Below are 14,352 nucleotides of genomic sequence, written 5' to 3'. Positions count from 1 at the left end.
TCCGTGTGGGCCAATTTCTGTTCTCCTTGCTTTTCAGCAAGATAGGGGAATTGTCGCAACCCAGTTTAGAATGTGCCCCAACGGGGGTGGAGGATTCGCATAATCGGTATTATGGTAAATTATTGGCATTGGCAGTTTCCGGTTTTCCCAAAATTGCCAATGTCTTACGATGCCATTCAAATCGTCCAATTCGGAGCCCCTGATGAACTTGAATGGCAAGACTGTGGTGGTCACCGGTGCAGCCAACGGTATCGGTAAAGGTCTGGCAACCCGGTTCGCGCGCGAAGGTGCAACGGTCGTATGCGCAGACATAGACACCAAAGCCGCGCATACCGTGGCCACGGATATCAACGGGCATGCGGTCACATGCGATGTTTCAGACGAAGCCAGTATCAAAGCGTTGATTGATCACGTCGAAGATGAGATTGGCCCGATTGATCTGTTCTGTGCAAATGCTGGTATCCTGACCCTTGGTGGTCTGGACGTTCCGGATGAAGACTGGGAGCGGATCTGGAAGATCAACGTCATGTCGCATGTCTGGACCGCGCGTCATCTCGTTCCGCATATGGTCGCGCGCGGCGGTGGCTACATCATGACAACGGCCTCGGCTGCAGGACTTTTGAACCAGCCTGGCGCTGCACCGTACGGCGTTTCTAAACACGCCGCCGTGGGCTTTGCCGAATGGCTGTCGCTGACATACAGCCATAAAGGCCTGCGCGTTTCCGTTCTATGTCCGCAAGCGGTTCGGTCCGAAATGACACGCGGCTTTGAGGATTCGGTAGCGTCTATCGACGGTATGCTAGAGCCTGAAGACGTGGCCCAGGCCTGTGTTGAAGCCATTGAGTCGGAACAGTTTCTGGTGCTGCCGCATTCGAAAGTGTTGGACTACATTCGGCACAAATCCAGCGATTACGACAGCTGGCTTAGGGGTATGAATAAGTTAAATCAACAGTTTACGGGCGATGATTAAAGTTTCTTCTGGGCTTTTCGCATCAGGCCTTCCTGCGTGACCGACGCAACCAAAGTGCCGTCTTGTGCATAAATCGACCCTCGGTTGAAGTTGCGCCCTCGCCCGCTCCAGGGCGAATCCATCGAATACAGATGCCAGTTTTCAAAATGGATCGGCGCGTGGAACCACATGGCGTGATCCAGGCTGGCCCCATTGACCTGACCCGTAAACCAGCTGAGGCCATGCGGTCGCATACCTGATCCCATCAGATACATGTCTGACGCGTAAGTCAGCAGCAATTGCTGTGTGGCAGAATCCGCCCCCGCTGCGCCGGGCATGCGGAACCAGACCTGATTTCGATCGTCCGATTTTTCAGGATGGAACGGATCAAGATGGCTGGCCTCACGGACCTCGATCGGCCGTTCGCGTGTCAGTTCTCCACGCATGTGTTTGGGTACCAAATCCACGTACTTCTTGCGCAGTTCAGTGCGCGACGGATAACTTTCCGGGTCCTCCATCTGGGGCATCTCATGGTGATGATCCCAGCCTTCATCCTGAATGTGGAACGAGGCCGATACGTTCAAGATCTGTTTGCCATGCTGGATCGCGACCACGCGCCGTGTGGTAAATGAACCTCCATCTCGGGCTCTATCAACTTGATAAATAACGGGAATAGATGGATCTCCCGGGCGAATAAAGTACGCATGCAGCGAATGGCACAGCCGATCATCCACAGTACGGTACGCCGCCGCCAGAGCCTGCGACACCACCTGCCCGCCAAAGATACGCGTCGGAGTCTCGCCGCCTGACCCGGTGCCTCGGAACAGGTCAACTTCGAGCCTCTCGAGGTTCAAAAGGTCAAGAAGGACACGTTCTGCTTCGGTCATTGGCGACTCTCCGGTTGGCTATGAAAAAGGCGTATCAGCGCCATCCGGGTCAATCAACCAACGCGCCCATTACCAGCGCCTTTAGCTCGGACCGGGACGGGTAAGAACTGGACGGCGACAATTGGGTGAAGAATACGGCCGACAGATCGTTGCTGCGGTCAATCCAGAAGAATGTCGAAGCCATACCGCCCCAACTAAAATCACCTAATGACCCAGGTGTTCGGGTTCTGCCAGGGTTGATGATGACAGACCCGGCCAGACCAAATCCCATGCCTTCCATCGGTTGCTCGGCAAAGCTTTGCGGGCCCATCGAGGCGATATCGCCCGGCAAGTGGTTTTGCAGCGTGAAGTCGACTGTCTTTGGACCCAGCAAGCGGTGGCCGTTTCCCTGCCCCCGGTTTCGCATCATCTCGGTGAATTTAACGTAGTCGTCGATCGTACTGACCAGACCGCCACCACCCGAAAAGGTCGTCGCCTTTTCAAATGGGGATGCGCCTGCCTCGTCCGTCAATCGCAGAGTGTCATCGCCGGTCTCGGCCGAATTCAGCGCCATCGCGTCCCCAGCCAGCGGTGTATAGAGAGACGCGAACCGATCCCCTGCCCCTTTGGGCACAGAAAATCCGGTCTCGACCATCCCAAGCGGCTCAAAGATCTCTTGCTCGAAGAACTGATCCAAGGATTTGCCGGACACAACCTCAATTACGCGGCCCAACACATCAGTGGAAACTGAATATTCCCAACGGGTTCCGGGCTGGAATGCCAATGGCAGTTGTGCCAGTGCGCTAATCCTGTCCTTCAAAGGCCCTTGATTTGGGCTAAAAATTAGCTTCCGTGCATCCATTGCCGCCGGGAGAACACCGGGATTGAACGGATAACTGAATCCGCTTGTATGTGTCAGAAGCTGATGCAGTGTCGGGGATGGTGCATCTTCGGTATGAATTAGCCTCTCCGCCCCGGGGACAAGAGCCTGCATTGAAGCAAATTCAGGCAGGAATTCAGAGAGTTGCGCGTCGAGGTGGAACAACCCACGCTCGGCCAGCATCATCACCGCGACCGAGGTGATGGGTTTCGTCATAGAATAGATCCGAACGAGCGTATCGCGCTGAAACGGCAGGTCCTTCTCGACATTTCTGAGGCCACAGGCGTGAAAAAACGCCTCGGACCCGTGGTGGGTCAATAGTAATGAACTGCCCGCGTATTTGCGCTCATCTACATAGCGCTGCATCCAGTCCCGTATGCGGTTCAGGCGGGCAGGATCAAGGGTGGTCTGGCTGCGCATGGGTTTCTCGAACCTCCTCGGCGGTTTCGTTGATCTTGACCGGTGACGCACTGAATTAACAGAGGAATTCCTGATTTCCTACATCGTGACCAATGGCCAGTGCGCGCCAGCCTTCCCGCCTGTACACTGGTCGCGTTACAGATTCGTCCGGTGGTTCAGAGTTCATTTCACAGATCGTCGTATCGGAGTTTAGACAATGACGCAGACCATAGATTTCATTTTCGATTTCTGCAGCCCAAATGCATTTCTGGCCCACAAGGTCTTGCCCGAACTGGCGGAACAAAATGGCACGCAGGTAAGCTATGTGCCCGTGTTACTGCCCACGATATTCAAGGCGACGCATAATCAGAACCCGTTCGAGGCATTTTCGGAAAACCGCCAGAAAACGGCCTATCTGACCCATGATCTTCATCGCTTTGCCCGCAGACGCGGATTAAGTTTTCATATGAGCCCGCATTTCCCGGTGAACACCAAATTTGCCATGCGTGGTGCTGTATTTGCCTCCGGTAAATCCTGGGAATCCAAATATATAGACGCGATATATGATGCGATCTGGGTACATGGCCAGAAAGTCGATGAACTGGGTGTGCTGATGGATATCATGCACGAAAACAAACTTCCCGCGCGCAAAATCCGCGAGGCCATGACGGGTGCCGAAATAAAACAGCGGCTCAAAGAACAATCCAAGGCCGCCGTAAAACGAGGCGTATTCGGAGTGCCCACAATGTTTGTGGGTACCGAGATGTTTTTTGGCAAGAACAGCCTTGGCAATCTGAGGCTAGAGCTTTCCAAAGCGCCGGACTGACGGCCGAACTACGAATTCAGTGCTTCAAGCCCGTGTTTTGCAAACACCGGAACATAAGCCCCAAATACCTGCGCGCGTTTGGGATCAGACGCGTTGCCGTCCAATGCGCGCTTGTACACACCCTGCAGAATTCCGGCCATTCGGAAGAAATTGAACGCTAGGTAGAACCCGAAATTTTCAATCCCAGGTAAGCCGCGACGTTGGCAATATCGCCCGATAAACTCTTGATCTGACGGTATTCCCAGGGCTTGGCGGTCGACGCCTGCCAACCCGCGCCCCTCGTTTCCGGGGGGCAGTTGCCACTGCATGATAACCGCTGCCAGATCTGCGTAAGGGTGCCCGATCGTCGACAGCTCCCAATCCAGAACGCCAATGCAGCGCGAACCGTTCTGTTCGAACATCAGATTGTCGATGCGGTAATCACCATGCACCAAAGTGCGCTGACCGTCATCATCCGGAATGGACCCCTCAAGAGCGGAAACAAGCGCATCCATTTCGGGGATGGTCGTTGTCTCGGATGCGCGATACTGCTTGGTCCATCGGGTAATTTGGCGCTCAAAGTAATTACCGGGCGGGCCATAGTCGGACAGGCCTACTGCGTCCACATCGACGTCATGCAAATCGGCCAGCACGCGGTTCATTTCGTCGAAAACACCACTGCGGGTCGCGTTGTCAGTCTCGTCCATGGTCGGCTCAAGGAATACATGCCCCTGCAGCCGCTCCATGACGTAGAACGCCGAGCCGATGACGTTGTCATCCTCACATAAAAGCATCATCCGAGGGACTGGAACCGCGCTATCGGCCAGTGCGCTTTGAACGCGAAACTCGCGTTCCACAGCATGGGCTGACTTCAGCAAAACGCCTGGCGGTTTACGGCGCAGCACATAAGTCTTGTACGGTGTGCGCAGTTCGAAAGTTGGGTTGGATTGTCCAATCGCGAATTTCGTCGCTTCCAGCGGACCTGTGTAACCGTCTAATTTTTCGCTGAGATAAGTATCTAGCGCTGTCAGGTTGAGTTGAGATTTTTCATGCATTTCCAACAACTATGCTCCTGGCTCTACAGCGCTTCGGCGAAGAGATTGCCGGCGGTCACCACGTTTAGGCCCCCAGAAACAGGGATGACGGCGCCGGTCACATAGCTGCCGCCACGCCCGCACAGGAACAACATACACCCGGCGATATCTTCGTCGCGACCCACACGGCCCAGCGGTACGGTCTTGCCAACCTTTTCGCGTGTCCCCTCGTCTGCCGTCGCAAAGGCTGTCATCCGTGACACAAATGGCCCCGGCGCAAGTGCGTTAACAGTGACGTGATAGGGCGACAATTCCTTGGCTAGGATTTTGGTCAAGTGGAGCACGGCGGCTTTGGACGCGGAATAGCTGTAAGCACCGTCGCCCATCGGTACCTCACCCATTACTGATCCAACGTTGACGACGCGCGCCGGATCGTCCGGTGTTCCGGACTTCATCAGCATCGGCAACAGGCGCTGCGTCAGTTCGAACAGACCAGCGACATTGACGGAATTGACCTTTTCCCACGCGTGATAGGGAAACTGTCCCAGCGGCGAACCCCAAGAGATACCCGCATTATTCATCAGAATATCAAGGCTATCCGTGCGAGTCTTGACTTCATCGACCATGGCCAGAACGCCTTCTTCCGTCCCGACATCGCCGCTGAAACCTTCGGCGCTGCCGGGCGCGTCCAGAGCGTTCAACTCGGCCGCGACGGCTTCACAGGCTTCCCCCTTACGCGACGCGATCAGCACGCGTGCCCCTGCCCTCACAAGCGATTCCGCAGCCATCCGGCCAATGCCGGTGGCACCGCCTGTCACCAGTGCGGTTTTTCCCTGCAGCGAAAATAAGGTTTCAGGGGTCATGGTCTGCTCCTCGGTTTTGAATTGTGGCACAGGTGGCTACTTTCGGCGAGATTTGCACCCAGCGGAATTCTTGACAACATTCACCGCTGCGCCAAAGGTCCTCTCAACCGAATAACAAGGACAAGACAGTCATTATGCAAGCGTTACTCAGCGTCGCGCCGGGCGGACCGGATACATTGGAACTTACGACCCTGCCCGACCCGGTGCCAGGAAAGGGAGAGTTGCTGATCGGGGTCAAGGCTGCCGGCGTCAATTTCCCCGATACGTTGATGATCCAGGACCTGTATCAGATTAAACCACCCAGACCATTTGCCCCGGGTGGGGAAATCGCAGGTGAGGTATTGGGCGTTGGCGAAGGCGTAACCGGGTTCGAGGTTGGGGACAAGGTTTTGGCGCTGACCGGATATGGCGGTTTTGCCACGCAATTGACGGTCAAGGCGGCCACAGCCGTGAAATTCCCTACATCGATGCCATTCGATGACGCCGCATGCTTCATTTTCACCTACGGCACGTCCTACCACGCGCTGAAAGACCGTGCCGCGTTGCAGCCTGGTGAAACGCTTTTGGTGCTGGGTGCCGCAGGTGGTGTCGGTAGCGCGGCCATTGAGCTGGGCAAGGCGATGGGGGCGCGTGTCATAGCGGCCGTATCTTCTCAGGAAAAGGCGGATTTTTGCCGTCAAATCGGGGCGGACGACACAATCGAATATTCCCGTCAGATGGACCGCGATGCGCAAAAAGCATTCTCCGGTGAAATCAAGGCTATAGCGGGCGCAAATGGCGTGGATGTCGTCTATGATGCCGTTGGTGGGGATTATGCCGAACCAGCGCTGCGCAGCATGGCGTGGAATGGCCGGTTCCTTGTTGTCGGGTTTCCGGCCGGAATACCCAAAATCCCACTCAATCTACCATTGTTGAAGGGCTGCCAGGTCGTTGGCGTGTTCTGGGGGGCTTCGGTCTATCGGGATCCCAAAGGCCATGCCGAAAATGTCAGGGAATTGTTAGACTTATATGCCAAATCTCAGATAAAACCGCAAATCAGCGAACGGTTTCCGTTGGCGGAAGCAAGCGAGGCACTGACATTGCTGAACGACCGCACCGTTCTTGGTAAAGTTGTGATAACGATGCCCGAAACCTGACTGGTTTTCGACGCTCAGTTCAAGATTTGATGGTGTCCGATGCGCGACACTCGCCTGATGAGTGCGCAGGTTGGTGGACATCCATACCTATTCACGTCTATCAACCAGTAATGGGACGGAGAATGAATGCATAAAGTTCTGATTTTGAACGGTCCGAACCTGAACTTGCTGGGCACACGACAACCCGAGGTTTATGGCCGTACAACGCTGAAAATGGTCGAAGAAACCTGTGTAAGCCACGGCGCGTCGATCGGGTTGGATGTATCGCACCTGCAATCAAATCACGAAGGTGTGCTGATTGACGCGATCCATGCGGCCAAAGGCAATCAGGACGGGATCGTTCTGAACGCCGGCGCGTATACCCACACCTCGGTCGCTTTGATGGACGCGATATCCTCGGTCGAGCTGCCGGTTGTTGAGGTTCACCTGTCGAACATACATGCGCGCGAGCCCTTCCGGCACAAATCCTATGTAGCGCCGGTTGCGTTGGGACAGATCTGCGGCTTTGGGCTGCAGAGCTATGTGATGGCGCTGGATGGGTTGTCGGCTCATCTGCAGAATGAGGGGTCCGTATGAAGCTGGATGAGTATCTGAATTTCCTCAGCTACGTCAAAACTCTGGAGGAGCTTTGGGACGCTCATTGTCGCCAGATGGCAAATTTCGGGTTCGACCGTCTGCTGTACGGCTATACACGTTACAGGACCGAGACGTCTTTGGGTGACCCTGAAGACTTCACCATCCTCACGAACCATGGCAAAGAGTACATCGATGGTTTCGTGCGCGACGGGCTGTACTTTCATGCGCCAATGCTGAAATGGGCGCTGCACAATGAAGGCGCGGCCAGTTGGAGAATGATTCAAGATATGAATTCTGACGGCACGATGACCGCGCAGGAACGCCAGGTATACGAGTTCAATCGGTCAAAAGGCGTTGTGGCGGGATACACTGTCAGTTTCACCTCGGTGTCTATGCGGTCCAAGGGGGCGATCTCTCTTTCGGCTGGTGATGCCACAAGTCAGGATGAGGTCGACGCTATCTGGGCGGAACATGGCGATGACATCTTGTTGATGAACAATGTCGCGCATCTGAAGATACTCACCCTGCCCTACAACACCCCCAATCGCGCTTTGACGAAACGTCAACTCGAGGCGCTGGAATGGGTTGGCGATGGGAAGACAACCCAGGACATAGCGCTTTTGATGGGGCTGACGTCGGCTACCGTTGAGAAGCATTTGAGGCTTGCCCGAGAGTCTCTGTCTGTCGAAACAACAGCGCAAGCCGTGCTCAAAGCATCCCTGCAAAATCAGATGTTCATCATGGAAGCGTGATGTGTTCTTTTTGACGCTAAATTGCGTCAATTTACGTAGGGTAAGGAAAACATGACTTCCCGAATCTGAGCCCCAGTTGCAAAGTGAAATTGTTCCGTGAGTGGTGGCTTTAGCCTGGGAACGTTTTGATCGGATCTTTGCAATAACAAAGCTCTCCGGTCGCTCTGACATAAAGGCGTCTATTTGTCCGCGTCTCTTAGTCGGAATTTTGGGGGGCCTCGACCATCCCCATCTGCGGGGCCCCTCAATCCTTCCAAAAGTAGTGTATGATCTGTTCCTACGCCGGAAGGCGCAAAAAAACCGACTACTGGAAAGTAGCCGGTTTCTATTCTGTTCAGGGTGAGGCCCATTCAAGGGCCTCTGCCAGACTTAGCCTTGTGCGGCCTTGGCAACTTCGGCTGCGAAGTCTTCCTTTTCGACTACGATGCCTTCGCCAACTTCCAGACGGATAAAGCCGGTGATGGTTGCGCCCGCTTCCTTGGCCGCTGCTTCAACGGTCAGGTCAGGATTCACAACAAAAGACTGGTTCAACAGTGTCGCTTCAGCCACGAATTTCTTCATACGGCCTTCGATCATCTTTTCGATCACCTGCTCCGGCTTGCCGGATTCGCGGGCGATGTCCATCTGAACCTGCTTTTCTTTCTCGACAACAGCCGGATCCATGTCGGCCTCAGACAAGGCCGCTGGGTTCACAGCTGCGATGTGCATAGCAACCTGCTTGCCGATCGCTTCGTCACCACCGGACAGAGCAACCAGAACGCCGATTTTACCCATGCCGTTGGTGGCCGCGTTGTGGACGTAGGACACAACGGTGTCGCCCGACAGTTTGGCCATGCGACGCACCGACATGTTTTCGCCAATAGTGGCGATCTTGTCGGTCAGGGTGTCTGCAACGCTTTTGCCGCCCAGATCAGCCGCCAGCAATGCTTCGACATTGTCTACGCCTTCGGCAGCGTAAGCAATCTTGCCAACCATTTCTTGGAAGTCAGCGTTTTTCGCGACGAAGTCGGTTTCCGAGTTCACTTCGACAGCAACACCGTTGCCACCGTTGACGTGAACTGCAACCAGACCTTCAGCCGCGGTACGGCCGGATTTCTTGGCCGCCTTTGCCAGACCCTTGGTACGCAGCCAATCAACGGCTTCGTCCATGTTGCCGCCGGTTTCGGTCAGCGCTTTCTTTGCGTCCATCATGCCTGCGCCGGTCGAGTCGCGCAGTTCTTTAACCATTGCTGCTGTGATTGCCATCTTTTGGCTCTCCTCAATTCAAACGGAATTGGGGCAGGTCTGCCCTGCCCCATATGTCAATTACGTGACGGGCAGCTTACGCTTCGGCTTTGGCTTCCGGCGTGGCTTCTTCTGCAACGGGTGCTTCTTCAGCAACGACTTCTTCAACCGGTGCTTCTTCGAATGCGCCCAGGTCAACGCCTGCAGCACCCATCTGAGCGGTCATACCGTCCAGAGCGGCACGAGCAACCAGATCGCAATACAGAGAGATTGCGCGCGCTGCGTCGTCGTTGCCGGGGATGATGTAATCAACACCATCGGGCGAGCAGTTGGTGTCGACAATTGCCACAACCGGGATACCCAGCTTGTTGGCTTCGGCGATGGCCAGTGCTTCTTTTTTGACGTCGATGACGAACAGCAGATCGGGAACGCCGCCCATCTCGCGGATACCGCCCAGCGATGCCTGCAGTTTGCCCTGGTCACGTTCCATGCCCAGACGCTCTTTTTTGGTCAGGCCTTCGGCGCCCGATTCCATGGCTTCGTCAATCTGGTTCAGACGGTTGATCGACTGGGAAACAGTTTTCCAGTTGGTCAGCGTGCCGCCCAGCCAGCGGTGGTTCATGTAGTACTGAGCCGACTTTTCAGCGGCTTCTGCGATCGGCTGAGCTGCCTGACGCTTGGTACCAACGAACAGAACGCGGCCACCTTTTGCAACGGTGTCACGAACGGCCTGCAGAGCCTGGTCCAGCATCGGAACGGTCTGGGTCAGGTCCATGATGTGGATGCCATTGCGCGAGCCGTAGATGAACGGGCCCATGCGGGGATTCCAACGCTGTGTCTGGTGACCAAAGTGAACGCCAGCTTCCAGCAGCTGACGCATGGTGAACTCGGGAAGAGCCATGCTATTTTCCTTTTCCGGTTTACGCCTGGGCGGGGGTGAAAGAAGCGGATGCTCCAACCGGCGGGCCAGATAAGGATGTCTCCCTCAAATAGCCCAAACCCCGCCTGCGGGTTTTAATGGCGCGCGTATACGGTAGGAATTCGTCCTGTGCAAGTGGCAAATGGCCTTATTTTTCAAGCCGCGCAATTGCATGCGCGTGGCGCACTGCCTCTTCGCAATGTGCGGCCAACGCCTTGCGGTCGGCAAAATCGCTGACTTTGGCTGGAACGTGGTAAATCAATTCCACCGTACCCTGCCGACGCGCACCCAAGGTCTTGAGAAGGTGCGGGGCAAAATCCATATCGCCCCACCAGCCATAGAACCTGTCAGGCTGCCCTTTGGGCGCGTGAAAGACTACGGATACAGGCTGAACATACATAAAGTCCCGCAATTCATCCGAGAAGAACGCGGCGAAAAGTGTTGTTTTAAAAGGTAAAACACGAAGACCATCGGTCGAAGTGCCCTCAGGAAAAAACAACAGCTTATGCCCGACTTTCAAGCGCTCTTCAAAGATCAAGGTCTGTTCGCGGGCTTTCTTGCGGTCACGTTCGATAAACACCGTGCCCGTGGCGCGGGCCAGCCAGCCGATACCCGGCCATTTGGCCACCTCGGCCTTGGACACGAAGTACACCCGCTTACGGGCGTTCAGCGCAAAGATGTCGAGCCATGATGTGTGGTTCGCGACCACAGCGCCGCGTTCGCGCATCAATTCGCCGGAGGTGCGAAAGCCGATGCCAAGAAGCCGGAGGGCATTGCGACAGACAAACTGCGCGATGAACGGGGTGATCGGACGCCGTAACCCAAACAGCGGGCGCTCGATCAGGCGAACGGTCAACAAAACGAGCAGCCCGCCAAAAACCAGCAGTGCCAAGGGAAGGCCGCGCAAGATCACCAAAACCCAGCCCAGAATTCCCAATTCAATCGGGTCTGGCGCGTCGTCACTGTCCCAAAGCGGATCGTTCACTGGATCAGGCTCCGCCGTAGATACGCCGCTGGCGCTCGTTCATGCGCGCCGTGTCGAGGATCAGGCAAACATCTGTTGTGTTGAACGCGTGATCGATAAACGCCCCCTCGCCCACAAAGCCACCCAGCCGCAGGTACGCCTTGATCAGCGCGGGAACCTGTACCATCGCCCCACGGCGATCCAGCGCATCCGGCGCGACAAGGTCCATGCTCTGAAACACATCGGGTTGCGCCCTGACCCGCAGGTCCGGCGGGGCCAGATGATTGTGGTGCAACATCGACAAAGGCTGGGCCAGCTCCTGTACATTGATGCCGTGGAAGCTGGCGACCCCGAACAGAACCTCAATCTCGCGCTCGGCCACATAGCCCGCCAGACCATTCCATAGGTGGTACATCGCCGTTCCGCCCCGATAGTCCGGGTGAAGGCAGGAACGTCCAAGCTCCAACAATTTCCGGCCGCTTTGTTTCAGCACGGTCAGGTCGTATTCATCCTCGGAATAAAACTGCCCTAATTCGATGGCTCGTTCACCCGGTAACAGCCTGTAAACGCCCACAACTTCGCTAGTGGTGTCATCATAGGCCAGCATGTGATCAAAATATGGATCGAACTGGTCCTGCTCTAACCCCGCCTCGTGGTCCACCATCTTGCCGCCGCCGCCCAATTCGCGGACGAATACGTCATATCGCAGCCTCTGGGCTGCGCGCAGTTCGGCCTCGGATTCGGCAAGTTTGACAGTGAAAGAAGGGCCTGCATCCGGCATCGGGTATTCCGCTTTTGTTTGCGCGCTGATACCGCAGTTTTCGGTCAAATGGCAACCAGCACGGCGGTGGCCCATCGTTAACCATTCTTAAACCAGTTTCACGGATCAAAGACGGGCGTCAGGGCGATGCGGGTTCCGTCAATCACCACTTTTCCCTGTTCTTGGAAATTCACGGTGATCTTGCCCCCAATGTTGGACTGCACCTGTCCGACGCCCCAGTCGGGGAAATCGGGGTGGCGGACATACATGCCCGGTGCAAGTATGGCATTGAGGTCTGTCATGATCGGGCTCCGGTCCGGCGGCAAATACAACAGGAGAGGTACGCATGGGCGACACCAACGTCAATCTGGCCGAACTGATCGGGTCGCGAATTTGTCACGATCTGATCAGTCCCATTGGCGCAATAAACAACGGGCTGGAACTGCTTGAGATGGTCGGAACCATGCAGGGCCCCGAGATGGAGCTGATCTCGGGCAGCGTCGGAAGTGCCGGAGCAAAGATCAGGTTCTTTCGCGTCGCCTTTGGGTCGGCCAGCGATCAACCGTTGGGTCGGGCTGAGGTCACAGAGCTGTTGAAAGACGTCGAAAGCGTTGGTCGTGTGCGTGTAAACTGGCACGTGACCGATGCCATGCCCCGCAATCAAGTCAAGCTCGCCTTTCTGGCCCTGATGTGTTGCGAAAGTGCGATGCCGATGGGAGGCGATGTCACTGTGGCAAACAACGGCGGCAGTTGGACGGTGACCGGTGTGGCGGACAAGCTGAATATAGAGGCTGATCTTTGGAAGAACCTGCCCAAAGGCCAATTTGCGAACAAGGTGACGCCAGCGCAGGTGCAATTCGCGCTACTTCCGCAAACGGCCGCGTCCATGGGGCGGCGGGTTGCGGCAGAAACCACCTCAACCCGCGTCGCCATCCGGTTTTAAGACCGGACGGTCCCGTTTCCGCGGACAAGATATTTGAAGCTCGTCAGCTGAGCGGCCCCGACCGGGCCGCGCGCATGCATTTTGCCGGTTGCGATTCCGATCTCGGCCCCCATTCCGAACTCGCCACCATCGGCAAACTGGGTTGAGGCATTGTGCATCAGAATCGCACTGTCCAGCCGTTCAAAGAACCGGGCAGCAGCGTCGGCATCCTCGGTCATGATGCAATCGGTGTGGTTCGAACCGAACTGGCGGATATGCGAAATCGCTGCATCGATATCAGCCACCGGCTTGGCCGCGATGATGCTGTCGAGGAATTCCTTGCCCCAGTCGTCGCCCGTGGCCGCAATGGTGCCGTCCAGGGCCAACGCGCCTTCCGCATGGATTTCGACGCCCGCCACAAGCAAGGCGGATATGATATCCCGGCCGAGTGTTTCAGCCACATCCTGATGGATCAGCAAGCACTCGGCAGCACCGCAAATCCCAGTGCGCCGGGTTTTGGCGTTCAGCACGACGTCCAGCGTTTTTTGGGGGTCTGCAGCCTTGTCGACATAAATGTGCACGATACCTTCCAAGTGCGCAAAGACGGGCACGCGTGCTTCGCGCTGAACCAACCCCACCAGACCTTTTCCGCCACGCGGAACGATGACGTCCACACAATCGGTCAGGGTCAGCAGCTCTTGCACTGCGGCGCGGTCTCTCGTGGGCACAAGTTGAATGGCGTCTTCTGGCAAGTTTGCAGCCTTTAGCCCTTGGACCAGACAGGCGTGAATGGCGGTTGAGGAATGGAAACTTTCCGAGCCGCCACGCAGGATCACCGCGTTCCCCGACTTCAGGCACAATGCGCCTGCATCCGCCGTCACATTCGGACGGCTTTCGTAGATCACTCCAATCACGCCCAGAGGCGTGCGAACACGCTGGATGTTCAGGCCCGAGGCCATGTCCCATTCGGTCAGAACCTCGCCCACGGGGTCTGCCTGATCCGCGACCGTGCGCAGGCCATCAACCATGCCCTGAATGCGCGCATCATCCAGCATCAGCCGGTCCATCATCGCCGGGCTCAAGCCCTTTTCACGCCCAAACTCCAGGTCTTTCTTGTTGGCCTCAATGATATCTGCGCGGTTGGCCCAAACAGCGTCAGCTGCAGCAATTAGGGCGGCATGTTTACGCTCGGCGCTTGCAAAGGCCAAATCGGCCGAGGCCGCTTTGGCGCGTTTTCCAAGATCGGCCATCAGGGCGGGAATGTTGTCGAAATCCTTCATCTCAGGTGCCTTTCGGTCGGTCT

The 14,352-nt window shown here is 56.1% G+C and carries 16 protein-coding genes; 6 read left to right on the top strand and 10 right to left on the bottom strand.

All coding sequences use genetic code 11. The features are described from left to right. Positions 1 to 202 precede the first annotated feature (202 nt). The gene (locus AC2FJC_RS14310; protein ID WP_496740000.1) at positions 203 to 970 is read left to right on the top strand and encodes an SDR family oxidoreductase; all 768 of its coding nucleotides are present in this window, start codon (positions 203 to 205) and stop codon (positions 968 to 970) included. On the opposite strand, the gene AC2FJC_RS14305 is transcribed toward AC2FJC_RS14310, so the two are convergent. Next, positions 967 to 1,836 (bottom strand): acyl-CoA thioesterase, encoded by an 870-nt coding sequence (locus AC2FJC_RS14305; RefSeq protein ID WP_058271627.1) that lies wholly within the window; start codon positions 1,834 to 1,836, stop codon positions 967 to 969. The genes AC2FJC_RS14310 and AC2FJC_RS14305 overlap by 4 nt on opposite strands. Before the next feature lie 49 nt (positions 1,837 to 1,885). Continuing rightward, complete coding sequence (locus AC2FJC_RS14300; protein WP_496739999.1) at positions 1,886 to 3,115, bottom strand: serine hydrolase domain-containing protein; 1,230 nt, start codon at positions 3,113 to 3,115, stop codon at positions 1,886 to 1,888. A gap of 196 nt (positions 3,116 to 3,311) precedes the next feature. On the opposite strand from AC2FJC_RS14300, the gene AC2FJC_RS14295 reads away from it, so the two are divergent. Next, entirely contained in the window at positions 3,312 to 3,920 is a 609-nt protein-coding gene (locus tag AC2FJC_RS14295) for a 2-hydroxychromene-2-carboxylate isomerase (RefSeq protein ID WP_496739998.1), read from the top strand. Positions 3,921 to 3,928: 8 nt separating this feature from the next. On the opposite strand, the gene AC2FJC_RS14290 is transcribed toward AC2FJC_RS14295, so the two are convergent. Both AC2FJC_RS14290 and AC2FJC_RS14285 read right to left on the bottom strand, forming a co-directional pair. After that, positions 3,929 to 4,954 (bottom strand): phosphotransferase family protein, encoded by a 1,026-nt coding sequence (locus AC2FJC_RS14290; protein ID WP_496739997.1) that lies wholly within the window; start codon positions 4,952 to 4,954, stop codon positions 3,929 to 3,931. Positions 4,955 to 4,977: 23 nt separating this feature from the next. Continuing rightward, positions 4,978 to 5,796, bottom strand: coding sequence for an SDR family oxidoreductase (locus AC2FJC_RS14285; RefSeq protein WP_496739996.1), 819 nt, complete (start codon positions 5,794 to 5,796; stop codon positions 4,978 to 4,980). A 134-nt stretch (positions 5,797 to 5,930) separates the two neighbouring features. Here AC2FJC_RS14285 and AC2FJC_RS14280 point away from each other — a divergent pair, with 134 nt between their 5' ends. From AC2FJC_RS14280 to AC2FJC_RS14270, 3 genes are all read left to right on the top strand, one after another. Next, positions 5,931 to 6,932, top strand: coding sequence for an NADPH:quinone oxidoreductase family protein (locus AC2FJC_RS14280; RefSeq protein WP_496739995.1), 1,002 nt, complete (start codon positions 5,931 to 5,933; stop codon positions 6,930 to 6,932). A gap of 126 nt (positions 6,933 to 7,058) precedes the next feature. Beyond that, positions 7,059 to 7,508: a type II 3-dehydroquinate dehydratase gene (gene aroQ, locus AC2FJC_RS14275; protein WP_109311496.1), complete on the top strand. Its 450-nt coding sequence runs from the start codon at positions 7,059 to 7,061 to the stop codon at positions 7,506 to 7,508. Further along, positions 7,505 to 8,260 (top strand): helix-turn-helix transcriptional regulator, encoded by a 756-nt coding sequence (locus tag AC2FJC_RS14270; RefSeq protein WP_496739994.1) that lies wholly within the window; start codon positions 7,505 to 7,507, stop codon positions 8,258 to 8,260. Before aroQ ends, AC2FJC_RS14270 begins: the two co-directional genes overlap by 4 nt. Positions 8,261 to 8,629: 369 nt before the next feature. Here the strand turns inward: AC2FJC_RS14270 and tsf are convergent, their stop codons facing one another. From tsf to AC2FJC_RS14245, 5 genes are all read right to left on the bottom strand, one after another. Continuing rightward, positions 8,630 to 9,505 carry a translation elongation factor Ts gene (gene tsf, locus AC2FJC_RS14265; RefSeq protein WP_170557331.1) on the bottom strand — a complete coding sequence of 292 codons (876 nt, stop codon included), beginning with the start codon at positions 9,503 to 9,505 and terminating at the stop codon, positions 8,630 to 8,632. Positions 9,506 to 9,581: 76 nt separating this feature from the next. Next, on the bottom strand, positions 9,582 to 10,385 hold the full coding sequence (gene rpsB, locus AC2FJC_RS14260) for a 30S ribosomal protein S2 (RefSeq protein WP_058271914.1): 804 nt from the start codon (positions 10,383 to 10,385) through the stop codon (positions 9,582 to 9,584). 166 nt (positions 10,386 to 10,551) lie between these two features. Then, positions 10,552 to 11,388 (bottom strand): lyso-ornithine lipid O-acyltransferase, encoded by an 837-nt coding sequence (olsA, locus tag AC2FJC_RS14255; protein ID WP_496739993.1) that lies wholly within the window; start codon positions 11,386 to 11,388, stop codon positions 10,552 to 10,554. 4 nt (positions 11,389 to 11,392) lie between these two features. Beyond that, entirely contained in the window at positions 11,393 to 12,148 is a 756-nt protein-coding gene (gene olsB / locus AC2FJC_RS14250) for an L-ornithine N(alpha)-acyltransferase (protein ID WP_496740007.1), read from the bottom strand. A 98-nt stretch (positions 12,149 to 12,246) separates the two neighbouring features. Next, on the bottom strand, positions 12,247 to 12,429 hold the full coding sequence (locus tag AC2FJC_RS14245) for a DUF3553 domain-containing protein (protein ID WP_058271637.1): 183 nt from the start codon (positions 12,427 to 12,429) through the stop codon (positions 12,247 to 12,249). A 44-nt stretch (positions 12,430 to 12,473) separates the two neighbouring features. On the opposite strand from AC2FJC_RS14245, the gene AC2FJC_RS14240 reads away from it, so the two are divergent. Continuing rightward, positions 12,474 to 13,070 carry a histidine phosphotransferase family protein gene (locus AC2FJC_RS14240; RefSeq protein ID WP_496739992.1) on the top strand — a complete coding sequence of 199 codons (597 nt, stop codon included), beginning with the start codon at positions 12,474 to 12,476 and terminating at the stop codon, positions 13,068 to 13,070. Here AC2FJC_RS14240 and AC2FJC_RS14235 read toward each other — a convergent pair. Further along, positions 13,067 to 14,329, bottom strand: coding sequence for a glutamate-5-semialdehyde dehydrogenase (locus AC2FJC_RS14235; protein WP_496739991.1), 1,263 nt, complete (start codon positions 14,327 to 14,329; stop codon positions 13,067 to 13,069). The two genes, AC2FJC_RS14240 and AC2FJC_RS14235, sit on opposite strands and share 4 nt — an antisense overlap. Positions 14,330 to 14,352 lie beyond the last annotated feature (23 nt).

Source organism: Ruegeria sp. CDSB117 (assembly GCF_059611005.1).
The sequence above is the reverse complement of the archived record's forward strand: the minus strand, read 5'-3'. Positions and strand labels throughout refer to the sequence as shown.

Coding starts and splice junctions, on each gene's coding strand:
- AC2FJC_RS14310 (WP_496740000.1), top strand. CDS start 203: ATGAACTTGAATGGCAAGACTGTGGTGGTCACCGGTGCAGCCAACGGT.
- AC2FJC_RS14305 (WP_058271627.1), bottom strand. CDS start 1,836: ATGACCGAAGCAGAACGTGTCCTTCTTGACCTTTTGAACCTCGAGAGG.
- AC2FJC_RS14300 (WP_496739999.1), bottom strand. CDS start 3,115: ATGCGCAGCCAGACCACCCTTGATCCTGCCCGCCTGAACCGCATACGG.
- AC2FJC_RS14295 (WP_496739998.1), top strand. CDS start 3,312: ATGACGCAGACCATAGATTTCATTTTCGATTTCTGCAGCCCAAATGCA.
- AC2FJC_RS14290 (WP_496739997.1), bottom strand. CDS start 4,954: ATGCATGAAAAATCTCAACTCAACCTGACAGCGCTAGATACTTATCTC.
- AC2FJC_RS14285 (WP_496739996.1), bottom strand. CDS start 5,796: ATGACCCCTGAAACCTTATTTTCGCTGCAGGGAAAAACCGCACTGGTG.
- AC2FJC_RS14280 (WP_496739995.1), top strand. CDS start 5,931: ATGCAAGCGTTACTCAGCGTCGCGCCGGGCGGACCGGATACATTGGAA.
- aroQ (WP_109311496.1), top strand. CDS start 7,059: ATGCATAAAGTTCTGATTTTGAACGGTCCGAACCTGAACTTGCTGGGC.
- AC2FJC_RS14270 (WP_496739994.1), top strand. CDS start 7,505: ATGAAGCTGGATGAGTATCTGAATTTCCTCAGCTACGTCAAAACTCTG.
- tsf (WP_170557331.1), bottom strand. CDS start 9,505: ATGGCAATCACAGCAGCAATGGTTAAAGAACTGCGCGACTCGACCGGC.
- rpsB (WP_058271914.1), bottom strand. CDS start 10,385: ATGGCTCTTCCCGAGTTCACCATGCGTCAGCTGCTGGAAGCTGGCGTT.
- olsB (WP_496740007.1), bottom strand. CDS start 12,148: ATGCCGGATGCAGGCCCTTCTTTCACTGTCAAACTTGCCGAATCCGAG.
- AC2FJC_RS14245 (WP_058271637.1), bottom strand. CDS start 12,429: ATGACAGACCTCAATGCCATACTTGCACCGGGCATGTATGTCCGCCAC.
- AC2FJC_RS14240 (WP_496739992.1), top strand. CDS start 12,474: ATGGGCGACACCAACGTCAATCTGGCCGAACTGATCGGGTCGCGAATT.
- AC2FJC_RS14235 (WP_496739991.1), bottom strand. CDS start 14,329: ATGAAGGATTTCGACAACATTCCCGCCCTGATGGCCGATCTTGGAAAA.